This is a genomic window from Brenneria uluponensis (genome assembly GCF_032395385.1).
GTDB lineage: Bacteria > Pseudomonadota > Gammaproteobacteria > Enterobacterales > Enterobacteriaceae > Prodigiosinella > Prodigiosinella aquatilis.
Map to the genome: position 1 here is coordinate 3,885,266 of NZ_CP135917.1, position 24,797 is coordinate 3,910,062.

A 24,797-nucleotide genomic window follows, 5' to 3' on the forward strand; every position below is an offset into this window, starting at 1 on the left:
TCACTAAAAGTCGGTGCTAAAGAGGAAAGTCTGCCCACGACGTTTGCAGCAGCTATAGGGTTGCCAAAGCGTCCAGGCGTAGTTACCGTCCTCGGCCACAATTGCGCCGGTATCAGGGAAAACGGCACAGGTGGTCGACAGCGCCGGAGAAAGGCGTTGCCATTTATGGTTCTGAGTACCGGTATTCTCTTTTACCGGCTCCGGGGGCCAGTAACCTGGTGACCGCTGACCAACGAGCGGCTGATAAACGTGAAGCTGGCCGGTGCGGGTGATCACATCGGCCACGCGCTGAGCGACAACGGCCGCAGATTTATAGCTGTCTTCCTGCGTGACAAAACCACTGCGCGGGTAAATATTGCCCCACATGTTGGCGCTTGCCTGACTGCCGAGTTCACGTTGACCAGGGATGAGTGCTTCCGGGTACAGGGCTTCAGGCAGACCACTGCGCCATACCAGAGCATCCAGCGAACTGACAAAGTAAGGAACAAAAGGTGTGGCGGCAGATTTGCAGGAATACCCGGCAATCTGTCCCCCGATAAGCGTGGTAGCCGGATGTCCATAGGCATCGGCATAATGAAAATGCAGATTTTGTTTGCGCAGCCCGGGCGCTTTCATTTCCTGCTGGCCGCCACCAGCGCTGACGCCGCCAAGCGCGCCAATAATGCCACTTTCCCCGCTGCCGGCCGCATCACTGACGGTGGCCATTTCTGTCCAGGGATTATCCCCCGGGCCGGAATACGCAGATACCACGGCTTCCGGGATAAAATGCTCAACTTTTACCGACGTTTTGACAGAACAACCAAAGGGAGTACACAGCAACCAATAGCAGATCCCCTTCACCTTCCAGCTGATGCAGGATACGCTGGCCGCGCTGGAAATCAGGCTGGCGGTATTGACGCTGGCCATACACAGCCCGCTGCCGGTCAGCAGTGTGACCAATAACAGCCGACGCGAACGCCACGCGGAGTGTGTCATTGGTTTGCCCCCCGCCAGTCCGTCATGTGCCGCATGGCCACATTGACGTCAGTGGTCCCGTAGACCACCCATTTATCGTCAAAAACAACCGCAGGGTATTTGGTCAGCCCCAGTGACCAGGCTTTCATCAGCCCCTGATACGCGCTGGCCAGTTGCTGTTGTTGCGATTTGAACGCTGGTGAGCTCAGAACATCGCGGGCCTGCTTTTCGGCAAGGGCGGGATTTGCCGGTAAGGTGCCAAAGATACCCGTCTGCACACGCTCAGGCGCATCGAGGTACACCACAGGAATATCAGGAGAAGAAGAGGTAACGGGATGGGTGCTATCAGTATAAATGACCGTGCTGGCACAAGCACCCGCAGACAGGCACAGTGCCGGCAAACAGCCGATGAGTCTTTTCATGGTGAACACTCCTTAAGCGGATAACCCGCCTAAGGTGCGTCGATACGGTATTCACGTCAGTAAACAACTCAATATCTGACAGTGAAAATTTATTCGGATTACTCGACCGCTTCCTGGGGGGTAAGCCAGAACCCCAGTTACCGAACTGAAGCCTCACAGCGGCTTTTTTGCCTCCCGTTTAATTTCCGCCGTACCTGGATGTTCAGGTAATTCTATCCATACTCAAACATCAAAAAGACTTGTTAACAGGTCCTTTTGGTTATATTGTAAAGACCTGTTAAACGGTCTTTACAGGTGTTATATGCCAAATATCATCCTAAGTGATACGAGTGCTAGTGTCAGCGAACTCAAGAAAAACCCTATGGAGACAGTCAACGCCGGGGATGGTTTTCCAGTTGCCATACTTAATCGCAACCAACCTGCTTTTTATTGCGTCCCTGCCGAACTGTACGAGAAGATACTTAATGCACTCGACGATCAGGAACTGGTCAAGCTGGTAGCCGAACGCAGCCACCAACCCCTGCTTGATGTGGATCTGGATAGCTATCTATGAGCTACGCGGTCAAATTCAGGGAAGATGCGCTGAAAGAATGGCAGAAACTGGATAAAGCCATTCAGCAACAGTTTGCAAAAAAACTGAAAAAATGCTGTGAAAATCCACATATTCCTTCAGCTAAACTGCGTGGAATAAAAGACTGCTACAAAATAAAACTTCGAATGTCTGGTTTTCGCCTGGTTTACCAAGTGATTGACGATAAAGTAATTATCGCTGTTGTCGCTGTGGGTAAACGGGAACGAAACGATGTTTATAATCTGGCTAGCGAACGGATGAGGTAATGTTCCTGCCAGAGCGCTAACTATTGGGCCACTATGATGACATTTGAACAACTCACCGCGCAGACCACCGCCAAAATCGCTGTGGTTGAATATGGCCGTTGCTTTACAAAAAATAACCGATATTCATAAGGTAAGGGAGTTTAACTGTAAGGTTGATAAATACGTCGCACGGTTTGATGACAAGTCAGCCATGAAAATGTTCCATTACTAAAAAGTAAACCGGACGCTTAATCCTGCCGAAGGCTTCCTCGCCTCCCTTTAAAAACAAGCTAACGCGCCTGCGGCCTGTTCAACTGGCGTCGTCTGCCCAAAAGATTTGAGCAGCCGTCGCCAGTTTCCGATCACCTCTCTTTTATCGTGACAACGTCCAGCGATTTCAGCAGCCACACATGTCGGTGGCATCCGGCACATTGATATACCACCGGGCCCCCCTGGCATATTCATTATCATCTGGCCAGACCGTGTTACCAGCGAGGGTGATCAACAGATCCAGCGTGGTACCGGCCTTATCCCCCAGATGGATGGAAAGGCAATTGAGCATACCCACTCGGTGCGGCCGTATGGAGAGAGTCACCGGTGAATGCAGGCGCTGACGGATATTATCTTTCAGCTTCATCAGCTGACGGTGATCACTTTCACCAATATACGCATCCCCTTGCGGTGGCACATCAAACATGACGGCAAGACTCATTTCATTATCGTTGACCACCTTCGTCATATACGGTGAGAGCAGAGGATTTGTGGTCACAATACCCTGACGGACGTGATGGAAACAGCTGATGGCCGAATTGGCGACCACAATGAAAGCAACTGCCGCTATCACCAGACCACCCAAGGTCAGACCATCACGCAGATAACCTTTGATGGTGGCATATGTACCGCTCCCGCCGCCGGAGGTCGGCTACTCGATTGACGGCAGGTCAGCCAGGGCATTGCCGACATAAAACAGGGTACTGCCTGCCAGCAACGCAAACCTGTTTCGAAAGAAAGTCATTAACTTCATTGAATTATCCTTACTTCAGTGGAAAAAGAAGAAGAGTGTCAGGAGCAGCAGCACAATCAGACGAATAGCCGTCTCCGCAGCTTGCTCATGGGAATGGATTTATCAGAGACGACGCGGTAGGCGGCCACCAGCACCCAGGCAACAAACAGAAAAATCTCCTGTGTGTTTAAAGTTGCGGGGAAAGACTGACGCAACCGAACAGGGAGAGCAGCAGGAAACTGTTTATGGCAGGATGAAAATTAAAATGAAAAAGTCAGATTCCAGAACGAATGTGGTTATACCAACACTTTGGGAATATGTGTTTCTTAACCGGGTGTGAAAAAGCAACTACCCCTGTCACTTTCTACTTCTACTTCTGCTATTGGAACAGTGCAACTCCCTACAGCCCCAAAGGGCAGTTACGAGCGTGAAGCGAACCTTGATAGTACAAATAGTACAAAAAACCAACAATAACAAAGTAAGATCAATTAACATCTAATTGTAATTACAATTCCATAAGCCCCCTTTCATTAAATACGTCATATTTCAGGATTGCTCCTTTCATTGAATTCTGCCATCGCTCAACAAACGCTACAGTATCGGCAGATTCAAGGTGGGCACTCAGTGCAACTTGATCTTTCCAACGCTCAGATATCAGCAATTTCCCTGCTAGACGATCCTCTACAGCGGCGTCGTACGAAATGTTTCCATCGCGCCTCCGCACGGATTTAGCCAGTAATTTTATATCGTCCATAAATTGCCCCAACACAGAAGGCTGGACGTAAACATAACCTAGAATAATTAGCATGTTATACCTTCATTTTCCTGCCACGCATATAACCTCAATGAATAGCAAGTCGGAGAAGTGAGAATCAAAAGTTCGTGAGCACAATCTTGCCCTGAATGCTTCCCAACGCAACGCGCTTATGAGCATCTGATGCCCTGGCTAAGGGATAGGTGCTATCAACAACCACCCGGATAATCCCTTTTTCCAGAAGATTACCGGCTTCAACGAGTTGCGCACCACTTGAACGAACTTGCGTTGATGACACAGTAATATTCTTTCTAACGGCCTCATTCTGGCCGGAAAAACCCAAAGGATTAACAAGAAATAATGCTCCGCCCTGTTTTATACAGCTTAGGAAGCGCTCCATGTTTGAACCACCAACAGCATCCAGAACGAGATCGACATTTTTTACTACGGTCTCGGCTGCTGTAAGGGTGTAATCGATGAACTCATCCGCGCCCAGGTTGCGTAAAAGTTCCTCATTTCGGGACGATGCCACGGCAATGACTCGCGCTCCTTTCCACTTAGCTATCTGTACGGCAAGATGCCCCACGCCACCACCGGCACCATTTACCAGCACTGTCTGGCCTTCCAATGGAACAGATGTATGCTAAAATCGCTGGAATGGATTTGGTGCGTCGTGACCCAGTTCAACAAGGAATTGCCAGGCCGTAAGAAGAGACATCGGCGCACCAGCAGCCTGAACATGTGTGATCCCCTGAGGTTTTAACGCCAGCTGTGATGCAGGAATGCTCACATAGTCTGCATAGGCACCGCTGCCATTCATTACCCCCTCCGGAAAACGCACCATTGAATAGACCTCATCTCCAGGGCTGAATGCAGAAACATTTTCACCGGCCTCTGCAACTACTCCTGATACATCAGTTCCCGGGATGAGCGGGAATGTTGGGTTTGGCCACCATTCAGGCGGAAGCGTCCGATAACCGTTCCGCAGATACCAGTCAGGCGGATTAAGGCTGGCTGCATGCACTTGAACAAGTACTTCGTCGCTTTCCACAAATGGCCGTGCCGCGTCTTCATACAACAGGTTCTCTGGCCCGCCAAAAGCATGCAGTTGTACTGCTTTCATTACGTCAGTCATCATAATCTCACTCTAAAAAGAACTCAGGTGACAAATAATATAACTACCCTCTAAGATTGATAATCAGGCTGAATTTCGCTTTAATTATGCCATGAAGGAACAAATAGGTTTTGAAAGACTCACGGGTCTTATTGCATTCGCTCGTGCTGGGTCTCTCGGCAGCTATACTGCTGCCGCCCGCTCGCTGTCAGTTTCACCATCAGCGGTAAGTAAGAGTATCCAGCGACTGGAGCAGCGTCTTGGTGTCACTTTATTTGCCCGAACCACACGCTCTCTGGTTTTGACTTCTGAAGGCAGTGAACTGCACGAGCGAGCATTACGGTTGTTGCGCGATGCTGAGGAGATTGAGCAGATAGCGAAGCGCGCACGTGCGAAGCCCTCAGGAACATTGAAAATTGCGGCCTCTTTTCCGATCGGTATTCATATGATCGCCCCGGTTATTCCGCAGTTCTGCGCACGTTATCCAAAAGTGACGATTGACTTACGGCTAAGCGATCGCGTGATAAGTATCGTTGATGAGAGTATTGATATTGCCATCCGACTCGGCGACCTCGCGGATTCAAATCTCCTGTCACGTCGCCTTTCTCCATATCAGATGGGTTGTTATGCTTCGCCTGAATATTTGGCCAAGTACCCAGCTCCAAGACACCCGAATGAACTAATAGGGCATAAAACGGTCAATCTGCGTTATCAAAATACTGGGCAGATTTTTCGCTGGCCGTTCCGGTTTGGAGAGCAGGAGATCGAAATTGTGCCTTCATCTAATGTCATCGTTGATGCAAGTGAAGCCGTTATAGCGGCAGTTGCTGCCGGTGCTGGAATAGGAATGGCCACGAGCTTTATGGCTGATTCGTTGGTAAAGAATAAAAAATTAGTTCCCCTGCTGACGGATTTTACCGTAGAGCGGCATAATATTTCGGCACTATGGCATGAAAGTCGTCGTTCTAATCCTGCTGTTCGGGCATTCCTGGATCATCTGTTTGGACATTTCTAAATGTTTTTAACCTGCGTGAGGATTTTCAGGGCATCAAGATGATGAAGGTCCGCTGGCACTTAGCGAACTGTCACATTTATTCTCCACAGATAAACAATGGCTTTAAGTCACTAATAACCTTCACTATATCGTAGCTGTTGTTTGTAGCGTTCACGATTTTCCCGACGACGCTGGCCGGGTGCTATCTACCCAGACATGTTCAAACAATGTTCGCGTCGCCTGACAATCGCCTCACGAGCAGAATCATCAACGGTGAGATCGAGCACGTCCAGCCAACGGCGTGCTGCCCGACGCCACCATCCACGCTTTTCAAGCATCTCAGCCTGATTATCCTTTAACGTCATGTTCATCGTCGAGTAGCGAGCACGTATTACTACGCGCCCGCCCGCTAAGAACCGTACGTGCGACTTTCACCGCATACGTCTCAAGCCTTTATAAACCTGCTTCGCAGGCCAGCTTGTTGACAGAAAGTTCGCGCTCATGAACCTCATGATGGCAAGAAGGATGGAGCAATACTCTATTTTCGACGACATCTCGACCACCCCGATGACGAGGAAGCAGGTTATGTTCCTGCCAGCCCGTTTCCTGAATGATTGGCGTTTACAGACTCGTAAGTGGACAGATAACGCCGGTGTCGAACGCTGGACGACTGAAATTATGGTCAAACAGCAAGGCACCATGCAGATGTTGGGCAGCAGTAGCCGCACCAACACAAGTGGAAACGGTCAGGTAATTATAACCGTTCCTTGGGCTCGGTTATGGCGTCTGTCGCAACGCGATTTATGCCATTTCCTGATGATGACGTATTAACCTTAACTATCCACCTTGTGGGGAGAATTTTCCCCTCAGGGTGGTTCTCCTTCTTTTTTGGCGTCAGCATTGTGATGTTTTGCTGCACGTTGTTGGCACCAACATCTGGATGTTCAGATGCTTTGCGCAAACTAATCTGCCAGTTTTGACTGGCGTTCGATTCTCTGACAGACTCACCTTACTAAAGGTAAGGTGCGCTGTTAGCAGAGGACACTATGACTAACCGTTATGATACTGATTTTTATGGCTGGACCAGGGAACAGGCAGATCTGCTGCGTTCTGGTCGCCTGAGTCAGTTAGACACCCCAAACCTTCTGGAGGAAATCGAGAGCATGGGCAATAGCCAACGAAGCGAGCTGGAGTCACGCCTTGAGGTATTGTTCCTTCACCTCCTGAAGTGGGCTTTCCAGCCTTCGCACCGTGGCCGTAGCTGGCAACTGACCATTGCAGAACAGCGTCGTAAAGTTGCCCGTCGCCTTTCTAAAAGTCCAAGCTTACAGCGTGAACTTGATGAGATGACAACAGATGCTTACGGTGATGCGATTTTGTCTGCCGCCAGAGAGACGGGAATGGATGAGAAAACTTTCCCTAAATCCTGTCCGTGGACGTTTGACCAGGTCATGGATAGCGAATTTTATCCTGATTAACGCAATGAATATCTCGCCGGCTTGTCCGGCGTTTTTCTCTATATTCTCCCTTAGAAAAGCCCGCCTCCAGCCAGCGTGTGTCCGCCCAAATTTCGATGACACTTTTTTTCTTGAGTTCCCGGAAAGAGTTTAGCGTTGTTCCATTTTGTGCCGCCGTCAGAATATCCGCCACTTATTAGGAATACTCTCACGGTGAACATTGATGGCACGACTGACCCTGAATCCTGGGCACAAACTGGCATGGCTAACGCTGTCATTGCTAACCGCCGGGTGCGCCAATAACGGCATTTCTGCTGCTGACGCACTGCCGCGTATCCCCACTAGACGCTCTGTTCAGCAGCACGGCTGCGTCTGAAGCGTTGGTCACAGCTCGCCGTGCTGCGCTTGCTATCGCGCAGAAGGAAATGGAAAATACTCAAATTCTGACTCCGTACAATGGCCTGGTGGTGAGCCTAAACGTCTCATCAGGAGAGTTTGTTATACTCGATCAGGCTATATTCACGCTTATTTGACGCGGTAACAGATTGGTCAGATATGGAAACTGGTCAGTCAGTTTACGTAAACCAGATATACGTCGAGAATACAACGTCTTACAGCTAACTCCAAGACGCTTTTCCTGTGTTATGATGTTTTCACCAAGCAGCTGGTTCAGTATAACATCCAGCTCCCGGGAAGTTATCCCCTCTCCCCGGATGCTATTCCGCTCCTGTTCAGCCAGCAGAGGGATCTGGCTCCATGTCTTCAACATACGGGCTAAAGACTGTAAGGAAATTTCCGGAGACGCTATCCGCATGGCTGCCAATGAAGCTCCTCCGCCAGTGAGTGCGCGCAGGGTACTGTACAACCACTCCGGCCGTGCCGTACTTAGGATAAGCACCGACAAAGGGTGGGAGTATAACCGACAGAGCAATGACAGTTCCTGCAAGGTGGTCAGCATGGATATCAGTTCATTCGGGAGGTAGACCACCACACGGCTGTCGGACGTCATTTTACAAAGCCTGTCAGCAAACCCATCTCTGTTACCCGTCATAATGATGATACAGCAACGTTTTTCAGCGTTCAGCAGCGTTTCAACGCCGCGTGCGGCACATGGGCAAGCAGTCAGCATATAATCTACAGTGGGACTGCGTATGTCATTAGCCAGGGAACTCTCTCCCGGACGGCAATGGCTTTCTGTCAACATATGACCTCCGGTTGCAGCATGTTCTGCCGCACTTTAAAGCAACCCTGGCGGGCAGGGTTGCATATGACATTTAGATAATGGTCCCGATCTGGATTTAAGACGGGAACATCTTGCTGTTGCGGTGCACCAAATATTATGACCAATCTGTTGTTTTAGCTTGTCATTGAATAATTAACTTAACTTTGCCTAATAATAAGGCGGTAACTTTATTTACGCTTTATTTATCCATTTATAAATAACAATACTATAGGAACCGAAACAAGAATTATTGAGAATGAACTTATAGAAACATCTTAAATAACATATTATCACTATCCAATATCAATTAAGTACATGGCCACAAATTATGAAAATAGCAACTCTAGCCCTAATAGATAATTTGCAATTAAGGAAACAATAAAATATAAAAATCGCCTGATTACAAAACATCATGGTGGATGTAATAGTTATCCATCCAGGCACCAAAAAAAATCATTCTTTCGCTATAAATCATCGTGCAAATATTTTATCCTCCAGTTCGAAATCAGACCAAAAAGTTCCGCCATGGCTTCCTAGCGTGGTGAACATATTTGCGTCCCGCAAGAATAACTGTCAATAATGAACCAAAATATGTTTTTACTGGTAAGTCATCGTAAAAGTCGCAACACTATTCGCAAAACCAGACTTAATCGTGCTTGATGTCTGGTAGTAACGAGCCTGTAGTGGAATGGTCAGCGTTGTGGAAGCTTCATTAATAAACAGGCGAGAGCCTAATACTAATGGGTCGTTTTTATAAAGGAGCTGGACAGCAACGCCTGTTGCGGTTCCTTCTATATTACTCAATTTAAGAAGCCCTTTTGACGCATTCTCTATATTCCCGTCAACCTGTAAACTGACCAACGTATTTGCCAGACAGGCTAACTCAATATTCACATTTTTCGTATTACTACTGGCGGGAGTAGTGTCAGTACCGTTAAATTCACTCTTTTTAACGGTGCCCATAGCGACGCTGATGCTGCTGTTGCTGACAGAACAACCTGTCGACTGGATATTAAAACTGTGAAAGCCAAAAGTTGATTCCGGAGATTGCCAGGAAGACTGATTGTTTCTCAATACCAGCCCCCCAGTTGTTTTCCCGATCACCGTTCCTGGGTTAGTAATCGGACCTGTTTTGTAAAAAACTATCCCCGACGTGGTGGATAAGCTTCCATTAATCATTCCGCTTGCGCTACACAGCAGCCGTGTATTGATATCACCACCAATCGTATTTGAACCATCCACACTCAATGCAAAAGAGTTACCATTACAGCCAGCAGCAAGTCCATAGATCGCATAACCAACCCCCGAAATGTTCGTACTGTAAACCCGGCGTCCGCCTATCGTCATCACATAACTGCCGTATGCTTTAACGCCAAGCTCCTGATAAGTCAGCTCTGGAGAAGTGTTCACACATGAAAAAGGTATTGTTTCTGGTAATGCCGCCCCCAGAATAGCCCCGACCGATGCATCACGGGCGACAGTTATAGTTGGGATCGACCTGATATTACTCGGGGACGGTGTTGAGCAGGTGTACGCCGCCGCCATTTTTGAAAACGACATCAGTAATGAAACACTCAAAAAAAGAATAATACGCATAATATCTCCTGTCATTGACAGACAACCGTCACACCAGGGACAGATGCCGAATTTGCTGTTAACCGGTAAGGGGCGCTGCATTGCCCGCCTTGCCATTTCACCTGAACCGTTCCCTGCTCAGGCACACCTGTCAGCCAGACTCGCCTCTGTTCATCCACAATACCTGCCACCGTACGCTTTTCATTCTGTACGCTGGCCGTAGCCCCAAAGGGGATACTGGCGCCCTGCAGGGTAAACATCGCCTTTTTCCCGGATGCCGTCGGAAAATCCGCCAGCGCCAGCGCGCCATTTGTCGGCACGATGGTGCGCGTATCGCCCAGTACGTCGATGTCCTCTCCCAACGACGCGGTATCCAGCGTTAATCGGGTTCGCTGATAAGGACTGACATAAGGCACGACGGCGTAACCCTGGTTGTTGGTGTATACCCCAGTGTTATTGAGTAGTTTCAGGTCAGCGGCATCTTCAGCCCGTACTAGCGCTGTTGTTTCGCCTAATGGTTGCGTCAATGTCAGTCCATAAGGATGGAGAACAATGCCCCCCTGTGCGCCATACGTGAACTGCTGGCTCTGCTGCGAATAGTTATAACCTGCCTGATATTCCCCCGTTCGCCCCTTGTAATTCATGGCAACATTACCCATAGTATCCGCATGCTGGCTGTTGTAACCCTGCTGCGCGCTCCATGAGAGGTTCTTACCGGCGAGAGCCGTTCCCGACAGACCAGTCATCATCGTCGTATCCCCCCGTTTATTACTGGTACCTGACATACTTAACCAACTGTCAGACAAGAACCTGCTCAGCGGAATTTGTACGGACAGCGAGAACGTCTGGTCACTGCTGTTAAAACGCGATGCCTGCGAATAGCCATAGTTCAGGGCATAATTGATCCCGTTATAATTGCTGCTATAACCCATATTAATTGTCCGGTCTTTATCGCCACCCCAGTAATGCTGCTCATAGGCTGACAGATACAGGTTGCCATAATCCCCCAGACTCTGATTGATGTTAGCCTGTGTTCGGCTACGCCTAGTATGGGTATCACGCCAGTTTTTATACGCTCGCTGTTCGTCTTTAGTCTGATAATCCGCTGGCATGCTGTCATAGAAATCACCATTGGCCTCGTTAAAATCATGGTAACCCGGAGTCGAGTAGCGATAGCCAAGGATGGTAAACGTCGTGCCGCTGGTGACCAGATCTTTCGAATACTGGAAACGGAAAGAACCACCTGTGTCCGTATCATAGGCAAACTGACTGCGAGAGAATGTTCCATCCAGCGATACCGATCCTAAGTCCCCAAGGCCTTTTCCTACCCCTAAAGCCACAGAGGCATAGTTATCAGAGAAAATGCCGCCGCCATAAACCGTTGTGGTCCACGGCAGGCCATATATGCCTGTTCCCTGAATAAAAGATGGTTCTTTGCCAGCGGCATCGCCTGAATGATATTTTCCGGCCGCTAGTGCATATTTAAAGCGCCCTTCACGCTGCATCACAGGCACAGCAGAAAATGGCTGCATCGATCGTCGTTCTGTTCCATCCGACTCGCGAATGATGATCTCCAGTTCCCCAGATGAGGAAGTAGGATATAAATCATCAATCGCAAAGGGGCCGGGTGGTACATATGACTGCCAGATAGTGCTCCCGCCCTGACGTATGGTGACCTGCGCATTGCTACGTGCTATTCCCCTGACAATCGGCGCAAACCCACGCTGACTCTCTGGCAGCATATTGTCATCGGAATAGAGTTGCAGACCGCGAAAGGTAAAGCTGTCGAAGACATTCGACTGCGTTTGTCCTTCCCCCATCACAAACTGACTTTTCAGCATTTTGATATCCCGCTGCAAAGAGGTACTGATATTGTCCCACTGACTACCGCCATGGCTGCTGCTGTAAGCACTGTAATTGCGCAGACGCCAGGCCCCTAAGTTAGCGCCAGATCTCAGGTTAAGATAATCACTACTGGCTGTTGCCGACGTGTTAGTGTTGCGTGTCGTCGCGCCTGAATAGCTGTAATTGAGAAACAGCATATTCAAACCATCATCCCATTCCGTTTCAGGAACATATCCCTGTGGGTTGCTGGCCACATATTGTTGTGGAACAGTAATGTTGAGCCGTCGCTGAGGAAAATCAAAATCAGTGTAGCTTTCAGGTAATAGCTGCTCAATCCCGGTGATATTACTGTTCATATCAGCCTGCATAAATTCGGGTGTTGCATGCTTAGCAACCCCCCACTGCAGCAGATCCCCGGCTGTTATCGCTGGCGTCAGTTTCGCATTCTGTAATGTAAACGTAATATCACGTTCAGCGACATAGCTTCCGTTAAGGTAAACGGATACAGCATAAACACCCGGAGCCTGCCCCCCTGCACGGCTGAATTGTGAAAGATCGATTCTCTGAGACGTATTACCACGGATCTCAATCGCATCCGGGGAAAAATAATCTTCCGCGCTAGCATTGGCTGCATAGAGATTAAGTAAAATCGCTGCAACAGACAGGACACGCTCTGGTTTCGGAAGTTTTTCATTATAATTAAATTGTCTCATAGGAATATCTTTTAAATTATTATAATGTGACTTCATGCTCAGCAGTTACACCGCCAAAGTCATTTATTGCACTCCACCTAATTTTATTTCCCGGCGTAGCGTTCTGGCCTAGCGATATTTCCTGTCCTGGCAATACCATAGGTGTGTTTTTTATTTCTTTACCGTTCACTTTTATATCGTAAAATGAAACGCTATAAGGTGTTGGATTAGAAACAACAAGCACGCCATTCTTTCGGGAAAATATCATTTTTTTCCATGCCGTTGCTGGATCCCCATTCAGACCAGCCGGTCGGTAAATGAGTTTCATCTTGGTTTTCACTGCAATAAGCAGTTCATTGCTGACATTACTGTTCTTGGCAGGAATACTTTTAATATTCAGCCAGTAAACCGACTCTTTATCCTGAGGAAGTTGGTTATGACTTAAAACCACCCGCACTGAATTTTGGGTACGAGGCTCCAGGCGAAAGAGAGGAGGTGTTGTCACAAACGTTTCATCATTATCATCTCCGTTCTCTTTCTTATTCACCCATGATTGAATAAGAAAAGGTCTGTCGCCAGGGTTACTGACACTAATGGACGTCTGCTTGCTGTCACCATTATAAATAACGCGAGTACCACCGATCTCCACGCCGGCATAAATAAACATTGGGAATAAAAATAGAAATGATAAAAGCGTATTTCGGGAAAATCGGAACATTTATAAATCCTGTGTTAAACAACACAGGGCCGTCACCAGCCCTGTGGTATTACAATATTATGGATATGCAATTGTGAAGGATGCTGTTGCGTTGGCACCGCCAGCGGTAACAGTATCCCCCGTAGCCATATATTTTGCGATATATGCCAATTCATTTGTACCAGTCGGTGACAGCGTTTTGGCGGCTGAAGCGGTACTAACCGGGATCAGTGTGCTACTGTCATCTTCATAGATAGCCACCCCAACACCTGCTGCTGTCTGTCCGTCATTAAGGCGTAGAATCGAGGAGTTACCCAGAGCGGTTGGACCATCGAAACGCACTTTTGCGGTAGTGTCAGGACAAGCAGTCAGTGAAATAGTAAAGCGAGTTGGTGATGCTGTTGACCCTGCACCATTAAAAGCACTACTTGACACCGTTCCCATTTCCACGGTCTGATTGGCGGAAGAAGTATCTACGGTACACGCTGTATCTGTAATGCTCCCATTAAAATTAATCGTTCCGTCAGCTGCACTGGCATATTGCGTCGAAAACAATGCCGCGATCGTGGCGATTAATAAAACTTTCTTCATGACATTTCCTTGGGAAAAAAATTAATAAACGATTGGTTGCATAACTTAACCGATATAAAACGGCTGCAACGCGTTACATATAGTGACGTGGTCAGTCCTATCTGTGTGCAGATTTAAGGCTGATAAGTCTGGTATGATTGATAGCAGGTGCTCATTGCCATCCGTTCACGAGGTGTATTATGAGGAATTTAGTTTAGGAATATATAAGGAATACCTTAAAAACTTATTTTTTATATTTCCATTCAGGAATCCTTAACAATCTTTACATTTAAATAAAAAGAATAAGGATTTCCTTATATAAAACTCTTTCCGCCATTTATATTATGGTGAAATGTCAAAGATTAAATATGATACTCGCTTATACTCATCACATCAGGCCCCGCGTCTGCCAAAGACATTGCTGTATTTATTTGCGATGGCGCTACTGTTTTGCATAGCTGTCGCGTCTATTTTTTATCTTTATTACACCGTCAACAATACGGTCTCAGACTATCGACGTCAGATGAATTCCGCTGCTTATAGCGCACAGTATTTCTTTAATAAACGCGAGTCCATGTTGCAATCAATGGCGACAGCTATAGTACTTTTACCGAAAGGATTTCAGGCTGAAAAAGTGCAAGACTCCATTACATTTCCAGAAGTTACCGTTCACCCGCTAAGTGGTAGCGGAAGTCCAAAAAACCATGGTGTAATGTTGACCTACAAAGACCAGGTTGAATTTGCACGGAGTAAAACCCAGCTTATTTATACGTCGGCTAAGACTGGCAAAACGACTACGGTATTATCGTCACAAAGTGACATGCTCAGAATAACGCCGGAAAGCGAACGCGAAATAGTGTCGTTTCTGTCAGATCAGAAATGGCTGACGGGGAATAATGGTGCGCTGCCTATCGCCTGGTTTAATCCCACCGGGGATGAAGATGACCGGCTTTACCTTTATACACCGGTGGATGTCACAGACCCAACGTCAGGTTGGTTGGGGCTCACTTTTAGCGGTATTACTTCCAGCATCGACTTTTCACCGCTACAGGGTGGCAAATACGACCTCATTGATCCGCAAGGGTTGCTGGCTTTACATGGAAACCATATACCCGGTCAGAATGTGTATTGGGTTGGAAGGTCCATTGCCGATACATTCGGTGTAGCCGGTGGACGATGGTTTCCAGAGTATCTGATATTACGTAAATCAGTAGGTCACGGTGGTTGGAGCTTGGCCTACTCCGTGCCCGTTTCTCAGTTAATTAAAACGAATCTGCCTGCTTTCCAGGCCGTAGGATTCATGGCTTTAATGCTCACGATATTTGTCGTGTTGAGTATTTGGTATCTGTCACGGCGAGTTTTACAACCGGCACTTAGCCAGTATTCCGCACTGATCGATAGCGAAGCGCTGAATCGAAAACTGATAGCGACAGCCCCGGTAGGTTTAGCTCTGGTGCGTTACAGAGACGCAGAACTTCTGTTTTTCAACGAGCTGACGCAAGTGTGGATAGAAAGCGACCGGGCGTGGTTTACCCGCATCTCAGAGAATAGTGAACCATCTATCACTCACGAAATTGTTCTGCAAGATGGACGCACAATTCAGCTGAGTTGTACGCCGACATTCTGGGGAGGAGAGGATGCCATTCTCTGTGTGCTCAGTGATATTTCCCGGTTAAAAGATACCGAACGCTCTCTGGTCGAAGCCAAAAGCGCGGCGGAATCGGCAAACCGGGCGAAAACCCTTTTTCTCACAACAATGAGTCACGAAATACGTACACCGCTCTATGGGATCCTGGGAACGCTTGAGTTATTCACACTCAGTGGATTACGCGGGCAACAGCGCGAGTATATGAAAACGCTGTTGCATTCATCATCGAGCTTGCTGCGCATTGTTAACGATAGTCTGGATCTGTCCAGTATTGAGGCCGGTCAGTTAACGCTGGAAAGCACGCCCTTCTCGCCCATGGAGCTTGCTGAGTTGGTAATTGAAACGTATGCGGCAAAAGCCGAGAACAAAGGTCTGCAGATCTACGCTATCTCTGATACCAGCGTCCCGCATCTGTTGACGGGTGATGCTACCCGGATACGCCAGGTACTGGATAACCTTATTAATAACGCGATCAAATTTACACTATCAGGCCATGTAGTGTTGAGGGTTTATGTCTCACAGCACCTTGGCGATAACGTCAGTATGGTCTTTCAGGTGGTGGATAGTGGTATAGGTATTTCATCCGAGCATTTGCCCCGATTGTTTGATCCCTATTTTCGCCCGGCAAACAAACTCTCCGGACAAGAGTCTGGTTCCGGTCTGGGGTTGTCTATTTGCTCGCGCCTGGCTCAGCTTATGCAGGGCAGGCTGTGGGCAATCAGTGAACGTAACCTGGGCAGCCGTTTTACCTTTGAGGTGACATTGCCCCTGGCGAATGACAACAACATACCGCCATTACCTAATCTGCTGCCAAAGCCTGTTTACGTCGATGGTGCAGTGCCTGAAATCGTCTACAACCTTTGCGAATGGTTACGCTACTGGGGAGCTCAGGCACTGCCTTTTCGCAACGTGACAGCCAGCGATTGCGCAAGGGGAATACTGATTCAGGCCTGGCCACCACCTGTTCATACATCAAACTGGCGGGGTAAGCGGATTATCGCGCTGCCGCCAACGTTAGGCCATGAACGCAAAAGTGAACATGACACCATTATTACTGGGGCTTACAGCGTGACCGCAATAGGACGCATAGTGCAGTCAATGCAGCACAGCATGATTCCCGAGGCACCGGTAGCAACCCCGTTTATTGCAGAAAAGTTTGGTTTACGTCTGCTGATCGTTGATGACAGCCCGATAAGTCACATGATTTTACGCGAGCAGCTTGAGCTGCTCGGGTGCACTGTCGCCCTGGCCAGTAATGGTCATGAAGCTATTGATTTCTCTGGTATTTCAACATTTAACGCCGTGATAACAGATTTGCGCATGCCTGATCTGGACGGATATGAAGTCGCCCGCAGGCTCCGGGAAAAGGGATATGCAGGGCAGATAATCGGCCTAACTGGTAACGCCTGCCAGAAGGAAGAAAAAGAAAGGGGATACGCGGCAGGGATGGACTACCAGTTGCGTAAGCCTCTGTCGCTATCACAGTTACGTGCGTTGTTGCGCACAATGAACAAAAGCAGGAGCTGACGTTATGCTGTCGAATTACAAAGTACTGGTTCTGGATGAGCAACCGCATAACATAATACACATCCATAGGATGTTACATGCAACTGGCCTCTTTGATGTCCACATTGCCAGCAATGCATCCGGGGCCCTGTCCCTGCTGGAAAATCACCATTTCCATCTGGCAATCATTGATATGAGTACGCCTGGAATGGATGGCCTTCAGTTTATTAGCGAAATCAGTAAACGGCAGATGAATACAATGCTGATGCTGGTCAGCTCGCATTCACGAAGCCTGATGAATAGCGTCAGTCTGGTGGCCAAAGAGCATGGTCTGGCCGTTATTGGTACCTTTCAGAAACCTTTTAGTGATGAGGCACTGCGACTCCTCCTGCAACAGATCAGGTCCACGGTGGGTGAAATCCCGACGAAAAACCGTGGTGATATAAGTACTCAACGCATATTCGATCAGCATATGGTTGAGAATGGCCTTAAGATGGGGGAGATAAAGGCCTGGTTCCAGCCAAAAATTGATTTAGACAATGGCAAAATTGTCGGTGCTGAAGCCCTGACCCGCTGGGATCATCCGGAGTATGGTTTCATGATGGCGGGCTCGTTTCTCGACGCGATACGCCGCTATACGCTCCAGAAAACGCTTTTATTCAGAATGTTGAATGATGCGCTTGATGCACATTTGCTGTGGCAACACAATGGATACACTGTGCAGGTATCTGTCAATCTTCCCGTTCCGTTGCTTAACGATCCACAACTTTCCGAGGAGTTGTTTCAACAGGTTGCCGCCCGAGAGGTTGAGCCAAAGAATATATGCTTTGAACTGCTGGAAGATGAGGCAATTTCTCAGCCTGTAAATTATTATATGGGGACCAGCAGGTTGCGTTTAAAAGGGTTCGGCCTGGCACAGGATGATTTCGGACGTGACTACAGCTCAATGTATAGCTTGATCTCCACCCCATTTACTGAACTGAAGATCGATAAGTCGTTTGTGAAGGGGGTTGCTGATGATGAGATCCGAAAAACAGCGTTGATCACGTCGGTACTACTGGGCAAACAACTGGGCCTGACCGTCACCGCAGAAGGCGTTGAAACCACACGTGACTTGCAGTTTCTTCGCGGTATCGGGTGTGACTGTGCTCAGGGATTTTTGATCTCGGCGGCCATTAGCGCGGAGGATTTTGGGCTGCTGCTGATCTCTGAAAGCAGTGATTTGTATTCGTTATCTTCGTTCGCTTAATAGGTTAATATTGGCTATGCAGGTGACCCCATTCAGTAAAATCACGCACAGCTCGCGTAGGCAGCACTGGGTTTTTTTTACCTTAATTCCTATAGTGATACTGCTGGCTGTCGGCATGTATTGGGGTACTCAGCGTGCCGTTGAACAGGAGCAACGTCGTTTTACGTTGGATTTTTCGACGCTGCTTGGCTACATCAACGAGCAGGAAACGTTCTTACGCCAGTTGCAAAAACAAAACGAACAACTGGCAACCCTGCCCTTCCTGCGGGTTGCCAGTTTTCATGAAGTATCATCCCCGGCTGACTGGAACAGCCGGTTGTTCGAAGGCCGGGAATCAGCCGTAGACATGCCATTTTCTCTGGCCTGCCAGGGGCAGAGGGACTGTCCTAATGTGCCAGGCTCTCTCTTTGCCATAGGTAGCTACCTGGCCGATTTCTACTCCTCTTTCTGGGCCTCTTCCTATTTTCCAGCAGCCGCTGTTTTCTTTGTTAATGAAGGTGACAGCGTCAGTATTGGTGTTCCTGCCGTGAATGCCAATGCGGGTTACGAGCCGATTAACGTGCAGACATATCGCGCAGTTACCGTTGCAGTACGTCAAAGGCTGCGAAGCACTCCCCATCAGGGCTGTCAGAATACAGGCAGTACAGATGATATTGTCTGGTTTAGATCCCCATCGCTTCCCGAGGGAATTATTGGTCTTATTCAGGCGGGTTTTCCCTCCGGCGTCTGGAGCAATTCTTCCCATCATCCCACTTGTATCTACGCCGCGACGCTGCTGAATCGCTCGCGGATCGGCGTGCTGGAGCGGACCGTGAATCCAGCACCCAAGCATTTGTTCTGGTTACAGCACCGGGACAATAACTGGCTATCCCATAAAGAACACAGCCTGTTAATAGGCAACGGTGAACTACCACAGCTTCCACGCCCGGGGTTGCACTATACTCTTCATGGGTTGGTGCTAAAAGTGACCGATCAGACGGAAAGCTGGACAGGTATCTATCGGATGAACTATTCCAGTTTTTTCAAAGATAACCTCTGGTTACCGTTAGGTACTCTGTTGATGTTATTACTCAGCACGCTGGGATACGTGTTCTATATGCGCTGGTATAACCGCCGCGTGATACTGCCCGCGCAGGAGGCTCAACGAGAAATACTGGAAAGCGACGCCTTCAACCGAACGCTAATCCAGACCGCCCCTGTGGCTCTGTGCCTCATTGCCCAAGACAATGGACACCTAGTTTTTGCGAATACTCTGGCACTGGACTGGCTGGGTGCAACGCAGGGAGAACCGCTACAAAATACGGAAGCAATGTTGACCTTGCTCAGCCAAGTTCAGCACGCGGTTCAGGATGGGTCGATTAAACGGCTTGCTATTTCCAGTGAACTAACACTTTATGTTGCTTATGCACCCACACGCTATATGCAACAGGATGTCACGCTCTGTGCATTTACGGATGTAAGTTCGCATGCGGAAATGGAACGCAACCTGACCCGAGCCAGGAAAGCGGCGGATGAAGCTAATGAAGCAAAATCCACATTTCTGGCCACTATGAGTCACGAAATCCGCACACCGCTTTATGGTGTGCTCGGTACGCTGGAACTGCTTTCCCTGACGCAACTGAACCATCAACAACGTCAGTATGTGGATCGCATTGAGGACGCCTCGCAGATACTGTTGCAGATTATCAGCGATATTCTGGACATCAGTAAGATTGAAGCCGGGCAGCTTCAGTTGGAACAGACTACGTTCAGCCCACGAGAATTAGTACAACGCTGCACTGGGACGTATGCGGGAATGGCTTCCCGTAAAGGGCTGCTGCTTTTTTCAGTCATAGCGACAGATATTCCCGCGAAGGTCAAAGGTGACCCGACACGGCTGCGCCAGATCCTGAGTAACCTCATCAGCAATGCCATCAAATTTACTGAGGCAGGGTTTGTCATTGTACGCCTGAGCCAGGTGAACAGCGCACCTTCAGGCACACGTATGTTAATGGAAGTATGCGACAGCGGCGTGGGCATCAGTAAACCCCGTCAGGAAAAACTCTTTACACCGTTCTACCTTGCTGACACTGAGCACAATATTTCAGGAGGGGCCGGTCTGGGGCTCTCTATCTGCGCACGCCTGGCCGAGTTGATGAACACCACAATTCAAATCAGAAGCGAATCTATGATGGGCAGTAAGTTTTTCTTCGAGTTAGAGCTCGAAACTGCGCCTGAAGAGGATCCGGTCAAACCTGAACTTAATCAGGCAAGAGTCTGGGTACGCACGCCTCACCCGGAGCTAACAGAAAATATCTGTGCCTGGTTAACCCACTGGGGCGCGAAAGCGATGGCAGTAGATGAGATACCAGAAACAGCTGATTCGTCTGCAGTGATGCTGGACGTCATACGCAGACCACATCACCTGACTGTCGACTGGCAGGGACACTACCTGCCGCTCTCTTTATCTGGTGATACCGGGACATCAGGAATAGATGCATACAGTATCAGCAGTATCGGATTTGGGGTTGACCACCTGTTACGCGACCAAACACATGTTCCCGCCGATGAATCAGAGTTGCCGCGTTTTCATCTGCGAATTTTGGTGGCGGAAGATAATCTGCTGAACCGGATTACACTACAGGAACAACTGGAAAGACTAGGGTGCGAAGTCACGCTTGCAGAAGATGGCGAAGAAGCGTTAGCGCTGTGGGATATTGACCCGCATGACATAGTGTTAACCGATGTAAACATGCCCTATATGAACGGCTATGAACTGGCCCGTAAACTTAGGTCAGAAGGCGTTAGCCTGCCCATTATTGGCGTGACTGCTAATGCCATGAGGGATGAAGAACAACGATGCCTTGAAGCGGGTATGAACGCCTGGTTGGTGAAACCGATTGGATTACGTGAGTTGGTTTCACTTTTACGCCTGTATCTTCCATACGGACAAATTGCTCCCCTGAGCGATGCTTACGGGATTGAGCTGAAAGAGCCCAATGTCCTTGAGAAGCATCGACGGCTTTTTTTGCAAAATATGTGGGATGACTGGCACGCTTTAGCATCCGGAGTCTCCCAGAAAAATGTGGAGGTGGTCATAATGATCCTGCACCGTATGCGTGGCGCCCTCGTCCTGGCGCAACAGCGGGAACTGGCGTCACGGATAGAGCAGCTTGAACTGCAAATGCAAACATCCGGACTGGATAAAGCCTGTATGGCTGAGGTGGTTACGATAGCAGAAGACATTAACATCCTGCTCGTTCATATCGAAACAGAATCACTATAATGAGAAAAGAAATAAAAAAACTACACGTTGTTCTGCTGGATGATCACCAAGTTGTCCTGGCAGGAATGAAGGACTTCCTGGATCAGGTGCCTAATGTGTGCGTCGACGCCACCTTTGCCACATCCGCCGCGTTAATAGAACATGTTCGTCAGAACAAACCTGACGTCATTATTACCGATTACAACATGCCGAAGGATGAGGTCCATACCGATGGTCTAAAATTGATCGCTTATCTTTTACGCACGTTCCCGGGGGTCAAAATACTGGTACTGACCATGATTACTAATCAGATGATCATCTCGGCACTCTACGACACGGGGGTCTCGGGTGTCTTACTCAAACAAGACCCACTGAGCGAAGTTTTGTCTGCGCTTCTCGCAGTGCGCGCTAACATCAGATACTACCCACCGTCATTTCAACAAGATATGCTTCGTGCTGAGCGTGAGATTTTTCTGCGCGAACGCGTAAATAGCCTGTCGCCCAGGGAATACGAAGTGTTACGCTATTATGTTGCCGGCGAATCGCTTTCCCAAATTGCCGAAAAACTGCATCGCAGTGCCAAAACAGTCAGCATTCAAAAGAACTCGGCAATGCGAAAACTGAATGTCACGTCAAATCAAGAATTAATCCGATTTTGCGTAGAAAATCATATTTTTGATTAATTTTTAATTTTAGCATGATGCAAAAATAATTACGCCATGCTGAAACAGGGGATGGAAGTTTTTTCATCCCAGACTGATCATCCGCAGAGCGTTTTCCGCAAGGTTATTATCTGCTTCTGTCCGGCCATCTTCTGCATAGTAAATCCGCGCTGCCCACTGGTTCAGCGCATAAACGAACGCCTTCGCCAGCGCTAAGTCCAGGGACAGAGTTTTCACCTTTCACGCTGCCAGTTTTCCAGTGATTTAAGAAGCGTTTTCGTTTTCATCTGGTGTTTGGCAAGCCGCTGCTCTGCCTTGTGCCTCTTTTTAGAAATGTCCGCAGTAACGGGGGCCCCCTGGGCAAAGCTAATCATTAACGATGACGTTAACGGTATGAAAATTGTTAATGAAGTATTGCTTCCTTTTCCAAATTTCATCTCTGGTTTTAATTATTTACTCTAAGAATAAAGAATGGGAGTTATTTATTTCAAATGAGTCTCGTTATGAAAACATTCTTGTCATGGGTTTTAAATTTACTTGTCACATAGGCTCTGATACAATTACTCGCCGTGCCCTATGACAACGTTGAAATATATTTTTATTATGGGAACGCTATAATGATAGACTTTTTTGATTTAGATTATGATTCATTATCCAAAAAGAGATCATCCGAGCTATTTTCGCTTAGAAAAAAAACGTTTAAAGATCGCCTTAACTGGAGAGTGAGTTGTGAGCAAAACATGGAATTTGATGTGTATGATAATAAAAATACCACGTATATCTTTGGTGTTTTTGAAGGGAGTATTATTTGCAGTTTGCGGTTTATAGAAACAAGATTCCCTAACATGATAATCGATACATTCAAACCCTATTTTACTCAATTGCATTTACCGGAGGGTAATCATATTGAAGCCAGCCGTTTATTTATTGATAAAGAGCGTATTAGAGCGCTTCACCTGCAACAACACCCGATCAGTTTACTTCTTTTTTTATCGATGATTAATTATGCAAGAAGTCTGGGCTATGAAGGTATTTACGCAATTGTCAGTCATCCGATGCTGATTATATTCCAACGCTCCGGTTGGCAAGTTTCTGTTGTTGAAAAGGGGCTTTCAGAGAAGCATCAGAATATTTATCTGATCCATATGCCTGTGGATGAGCATAACCAGCATCTATTGATAAAACACATCAACAAGAAATCACCCCTCTTGAATAACGCATTAAACGCGTGGCCATTATCATTCTGTGTCAGGGAGAATCGGTCTGATCAGTTTCAGCTCGACCCCAAGCCTTATGGCATGTTTGGCATTGGTAACACCTAGTTTTTTGACAGCATTACCCACATGATATTTTACTGTGGTGAGTTTAATCCCCAAGATAAGGGCGATTTCTTGATAAGATTTCCCCATGCTTGCCCAGTAAAGTATTTCATTTTCACGCTTGGAAAGTATTTCTTTTTGGTTTTTTTTATTAAATTGATGGGTGTCATTGATTTCTTGATAAAGTGCTATCAGTTTTTCATGCGTTGTTAATAACAACATTTGCAGGTCATTTTTCTTGTCGACTATTATCTTTTCTATATCATCATCGCAGGACTTGTCCATGATGATAGACAGAACAACCAGGTTGTGATTGTGGTCGTGAAGTACAAAGGTATACCCATTAATGACATCATAGTTTTTAGCCATATTAAAAATCTTGGGCATTTTTAATCCTGAGCTGATCATGATGTTTTCATCCCATAAAAAGGGGGTAAAACAGCATGATGCCGTGATTAGAACGGGATCGATAAATTGAAGATTATTTTTAGTATAAAAATCAAACCATTTCATTCTGTTGGAAATGATGGCGAAATCATTCGGATTCTTTTTATTCATTATGGCATAAGCGTATTTGATATTGTTAAATACTTTTAAATTTTTCTCCAAATAGTTTTTTATGGATATATTAATAGACGTATTATTAAAGAATGAATTAGACACCCAATTATCTCCTTGATAAAAACATATCGCAATCGTCATAGTATACCATAAGATCCTACTGTAGGATAATTGTCTGACAAGCATGAATGCCTATCAGAAAGTTACTCGGATATTTTATTCTGTAAAAATGAGCGTAATATGCTGATTACGATTGTATCATAATACACGATTCCGCCTAACTAACATCAATCAATAAATACCAGAAAGAAAAGAAAACTGGACAATCTGAATACGTCAGTATTCTACTTTATCAAGACTGAATTAAATAAAATCGTTAGCGTGTTATGTTATTTCTTTCTTTTTGAAGGCCATCATTGTTTGAATGCATGTGCATTTTTACCTGGTAAATAACAACAATATAGTTTATTTATAAAACGGCAGGGATGTAGGA

General features: G+C 47.3%; 22 protein-coding genes and 3 pseudogenes. 11 read left to right on the plus strand and 14 right to left on the minus strand.

From position 1 onward, the window contains the following. Positions 1 to 3: 3 nt before the first annotated feature. On the minus strand, positions 4 to 975 hold the full coding sequence (locus RS889_RS18050) for a TIGR03756 family integrating conjugative element protein (protein WP_315708231.1): 972 nt from the start codon (positions 973 to 975) through the stop codon (positions 4 to 6). Further along, a complete protein-coding gene (locus RS889_RS18055) occupies positions 972 to 1,376 on the minus strand; it encodes a TIGR03757 family integrating conjugative element protein (RefSeq protein WP_315708232.1) in 405 nt (134 codons plus the stop codon). The genes RS889_RS18050 and RS889_RS18055 overlap by 4 nt, the downstream gene beginning before the upstream one ends. 301 nt (positions 1,377 to 1,677) lie before the next feature. Here RS889_RS18055 and RS889_RS18060 point away from each other — a divergent pair, with 301 nt between their 5' ends. Continuing rightward, entirely contained in the window at positions 1,678 to 1,929 is a 252-nt protein-coding gene (locus RS889_RS18060) for a type II toxin-antitoxin system Phd/YefM family antitoxin (protein WP_315708233.1), read from the plus strand. Continuing rightward, entirely contained in the window at positions 1,926 to 2,213 is a 288-nt protein-coding gene (locus RS889_RS18065) for a type II toxin-antitoxin system RelE family toxin (RefSeq protein WP_315708234.1), read from the plus strand. Before RS889_RS18060 ends, RS889_RS18065 begins: the two co-directional genes overlap by 4 nt. 376 nt (positions 2,214 to 2,589) lie before the next feature. Here RS889_RS18065 and RS889_RS23870 read toward each other — a convergent pair whose 3' ends face one another. From RS889_RS23870 to RS889_RS18080, 3 genes and pseudogenes are all read right to left on the minus strand, one after another. Beyond that, positions 2,590 to 3,078, minus strand: a complete 489-nt coding sequence (locus tag RS889_RS23870) for a DUF2976 domain-containing protein (RefSeq protein WP_425475160.1) — start codon at positions 3,076 to 3,078, stop codon at positions 2,590 to 2,592. A 622-nt stretch (positions 3,079 to 3,700) separates the two neighbouring features. Continuing rightward, entirely contained in the window at positions 3,701 to 4,003 is a 303-nt protein-coding gene (locus tag RS889_RS18075) for a putative quinol monooxygenase (protein ID WP_315708235.1), read from the minus strand. A gap of 64 nt (positions 4,004 to 4,067) precedes the next feature. After that, a pseudogene (locus RS889_RS18080) lies at positions 4,068 to 5,084 on the minus strand (NADP-dependent oxidoreductase). 91 nt (positions 5,085 to 5,175) lie between these two features. Between RS889_RS18080 and RS889_RS18085 the strand changes: the two are divergent. Continuing rightward, positions 5,176 to 6,078 (plus strand): LysR family transcriptional regulator, encoded by a 903-nt coding sequence (locus tag RS889_RS18085; protein WP_315708236.1) that lies wholly within the window; start codon positions 5,176 to 5,178, stop codon positions 6,076 to 6,078. 185 nt (positions 6,079 to 6,263) lie between these two features. Here the strand turns inward: RS889_RS18085 and RS889_RS18090 are convergent, their stop codons facing one another. Both RS889_RS18090 and RS889_RS23700 read right to left on the minus strand, forming a co-directional pair. After that, positions 6,264 to 6,395, minus strand: a complete 132-nt coding sequence (locus tag RS889_RS18090) for a PerC family transcriptional regulator (protein WP_315708237.1) — start codon at positions 6,393 to 6,395, stop codon at positions 6,264 to 6,266. A 115-nt stretch (positions 6,396 to 6,510) separates the two neighbouring features. Beyond that, complete coding sequence (locus tag RS889_RS23700) at positions 6,511 to 6,672, minus strand: HNH endonuclease (protein ID WP_345785305.1); 162 nt, start codon at positions 6,670 to 6,672, stop codon at positions 6,511 to 6,513. Positions 6,673 to 7,103: 431 nt separating this feature from the next. On the opposite strand from RS889_RS23700, the gene RS889_RS18100 reads away from it, so the two are divergent. The 3 genes and pseudogenes from RS889_RS18100 to RS889_RS18110 all read left to right on the plus strand — a co-directional run. After that, a complete protein-coding gene (locus RS889_RS18100) occupies positions 7,104 to 7,535 on the plus strand; it encodes a DUF29 domain-containing protein (RefSeq protein ID WP_315708238.1) in 432 nt (143 codons plus the stop codon). A gap of 202 nt (positions 7,536 to 7,737) precedes the next feature. Further along, on the plus strand, positions 7,738 to 7,890 hold the full coding sequence (locus RS889_RS18105; RefSeq protein ID WP_315708239.1) for a hypothetical protein: 153 nt from the start codon (positions 7,738 to 7,740) through the stop codon (positions 7,888 to 7,890). Further along, positions 7,859 to 8,044 (plus strand): annotated as a pseudogene (locus RS889_RS18110) (multidrug transporter subunit MdtN); the annotation flags it as partial. The gene RS889_RS18105 and the pseudogene RS889_RS18110, both read left to right, overlap by 32 nt. Here RS889_RS18110 and RS889_RS18115 read toward each other — a convergent pair. The 5 genes from RS889_RS18115 to RS889_RS18135 form a co-directional block, all read right to left on the minus strand. Continuing rightward, a complete protein-coding gene (locus RS889_RS18115) occupies positions 8,023 to 8,718 on the minus strand; it encodes a hypothetical protein (RefSeq protein WP_315708240.1) in 696 nt (231 codons plus the stop codon). The pseudogene RS889_RS18110 and the gene RS889_RS18115 sit on opposite strands and share 22 nt — an antisense overlap. A 615-nt stretch (positions 8,719 to 9,333) precedes the next feature. Continuing rightward, positions 9,334 to 10,332 (minus strand): fimbrial protein, encoded by a 999-nt coding sequence (locus tag RS889_RS18120; RefSeq protein WP_315708241.1) that lies wholly within the window; start codon positions 10,330 to 10,332, stop codon positions 9,334 to 9,336. An 11-nt stretch (positions 10,333 to 10,343) separates the two neighbouring features. Beyond that, on the minus strand, positions 10,344 to 12,869 hold the full coding sequence (locus RS889_RS18125) for a fimbria/pilus outer membrane usher protein (protein ID WP_315708242.1): 2,526 nt from the start codon (positions 12,867 to 12,869) through the stop codon (positions 10,344 to 10,346). 19 nt (positions 12,870 to 12,888) lie between these two features. Next, on the minus strand, positions 12,889 to 13,566 hold the full coding sequence (locus tag RS889_RS18130) for a fimbrial biogenesis chaperone (protein ID WP_315708243.1): 678 nt from the start codon (positions 13,564 to 13,566) through the stop codon (positions 12,889 to 12,891). A gap of 57 nt (positions 13,567 to 13,623) precedes the next feature. Continuing rightward, positions 13,624 to 14,136 carry a fimbrial protein gene (locus tag RS889_RS18135; RefSeq protein ID WP_315708244.1) on the minus strand — a complete coding sequence of 171 codons (513 nt, stop codon included), beginning with the start codon at positions 14,134 to 14,136 and terminating at the stop codon, positions 13,624 to 13,626. Between the two features lie 331 nt (positions 14,137 to 14,467). On the opposite strand from RS889_RS18135, the gene RS889_RS18140 reads away from it, so the two are divergent. The 4 genes from RS889_RS18140 to RS889_RS18155 all read left to right on the plus strand — a co-directional run bounded on the left by RS889_RS18140 (position 14,468) and on the right by RS889_RS18155 (position 22,445). Next, positions 14,468 to 17,290, plus strand: coding sequence for an ATP-binding protein (locus RS889_RS18140; protein WP_315708245.1), 2,823 nt, complete (start codon positions 14,468 to 14,470; stop codon positions 17,288 to 17,290). Positions 17,291 to 17,294: 4 nt separating this feature from the next. After that, entirely contained in the window at positions 17,295 to 18,518 is a 1,224-nt protein-coding gene (locus RS889_RS18145; protein ID WP_315708246.1) for an EAL domain-containing response regulator, read from the plus strand. A gap of 115 nt (positions 18,519 to 18,633) precedes the next feature. Beyond that, positions 18,634 to 21,783 (plus strand): response regulator, encoded by a 3,150-nt coding sequence (locus tag RS889_RS18150; protein ID WP_315708248.1) that lies wholly within the window; start codon positions 18,634 to 18,636, stop codon positions 21,781 to 21,783. Then, positions 21,783 to 22,445 carry a response regulator transcription factor gene (locus RS889_RS18155; RefSeq protein WP_315708249.1) on the plus strand — a complete coding sequence of 221 codons (663 nt, stop codon included), beginning with the start codon at positions 21,783 to 21,785 and terminating at the stop codon, positions 22,443 to 22,445. Before RS889_RS18150 ends, RS889_RS18155 begins: the two co-directional genes overlap by 1 nt. A 66-nt stretch (positions 22,446 to 22,511) precedes the next feature. On the opposite strand, the pseudogene RS889_RS18160 reads toward RS889_RS18155, so the two are convergent. After that, positions 22,512 to 22,738, minus strand: a pseudogene (locus RS889_RS18160) (IS66 family transposase); the annotation flags it as partial. 303 nt (positions 22,739 to 23,041) lie between these two features. Between RS889_RS18160 and RS889_RS18165 the strand changes: the two are divergent. Then, positions 23,042 to 23,746 carry an acyl-homoserine-lactone synthase gene (locus tag RS889_RS18165; RefSeq protein WP_315708250.1) on the plus strand — a complete coding sequence of 235 codons (705 nt, stop codon included), beginning with the start codon at positions 23,042 to 23,044 and terminating at the stop codon, positions 23,744 to 23,746. Here the strand turns inward: RS889_RS18165 and RS889_RS18170 are convergent. Beyond that, positions 23,663 to 24,406, minus strand: coding sequence for a helix-turn-helix transcriptional regulator (locus RS889_RS18170; RefSeq protein ID WP_315708251.1), 744 nt, complete (start codon positions 24,404 to 24,406; stop codon positions 23,663 to 23,665). The two genes, RS889_RS18165 and RS889_RS18170, sit on opposite strands and share 84 nt — an antisense overlap. Positions 24,407 to 24,797 lie beyond the last annotated feature (391 nt).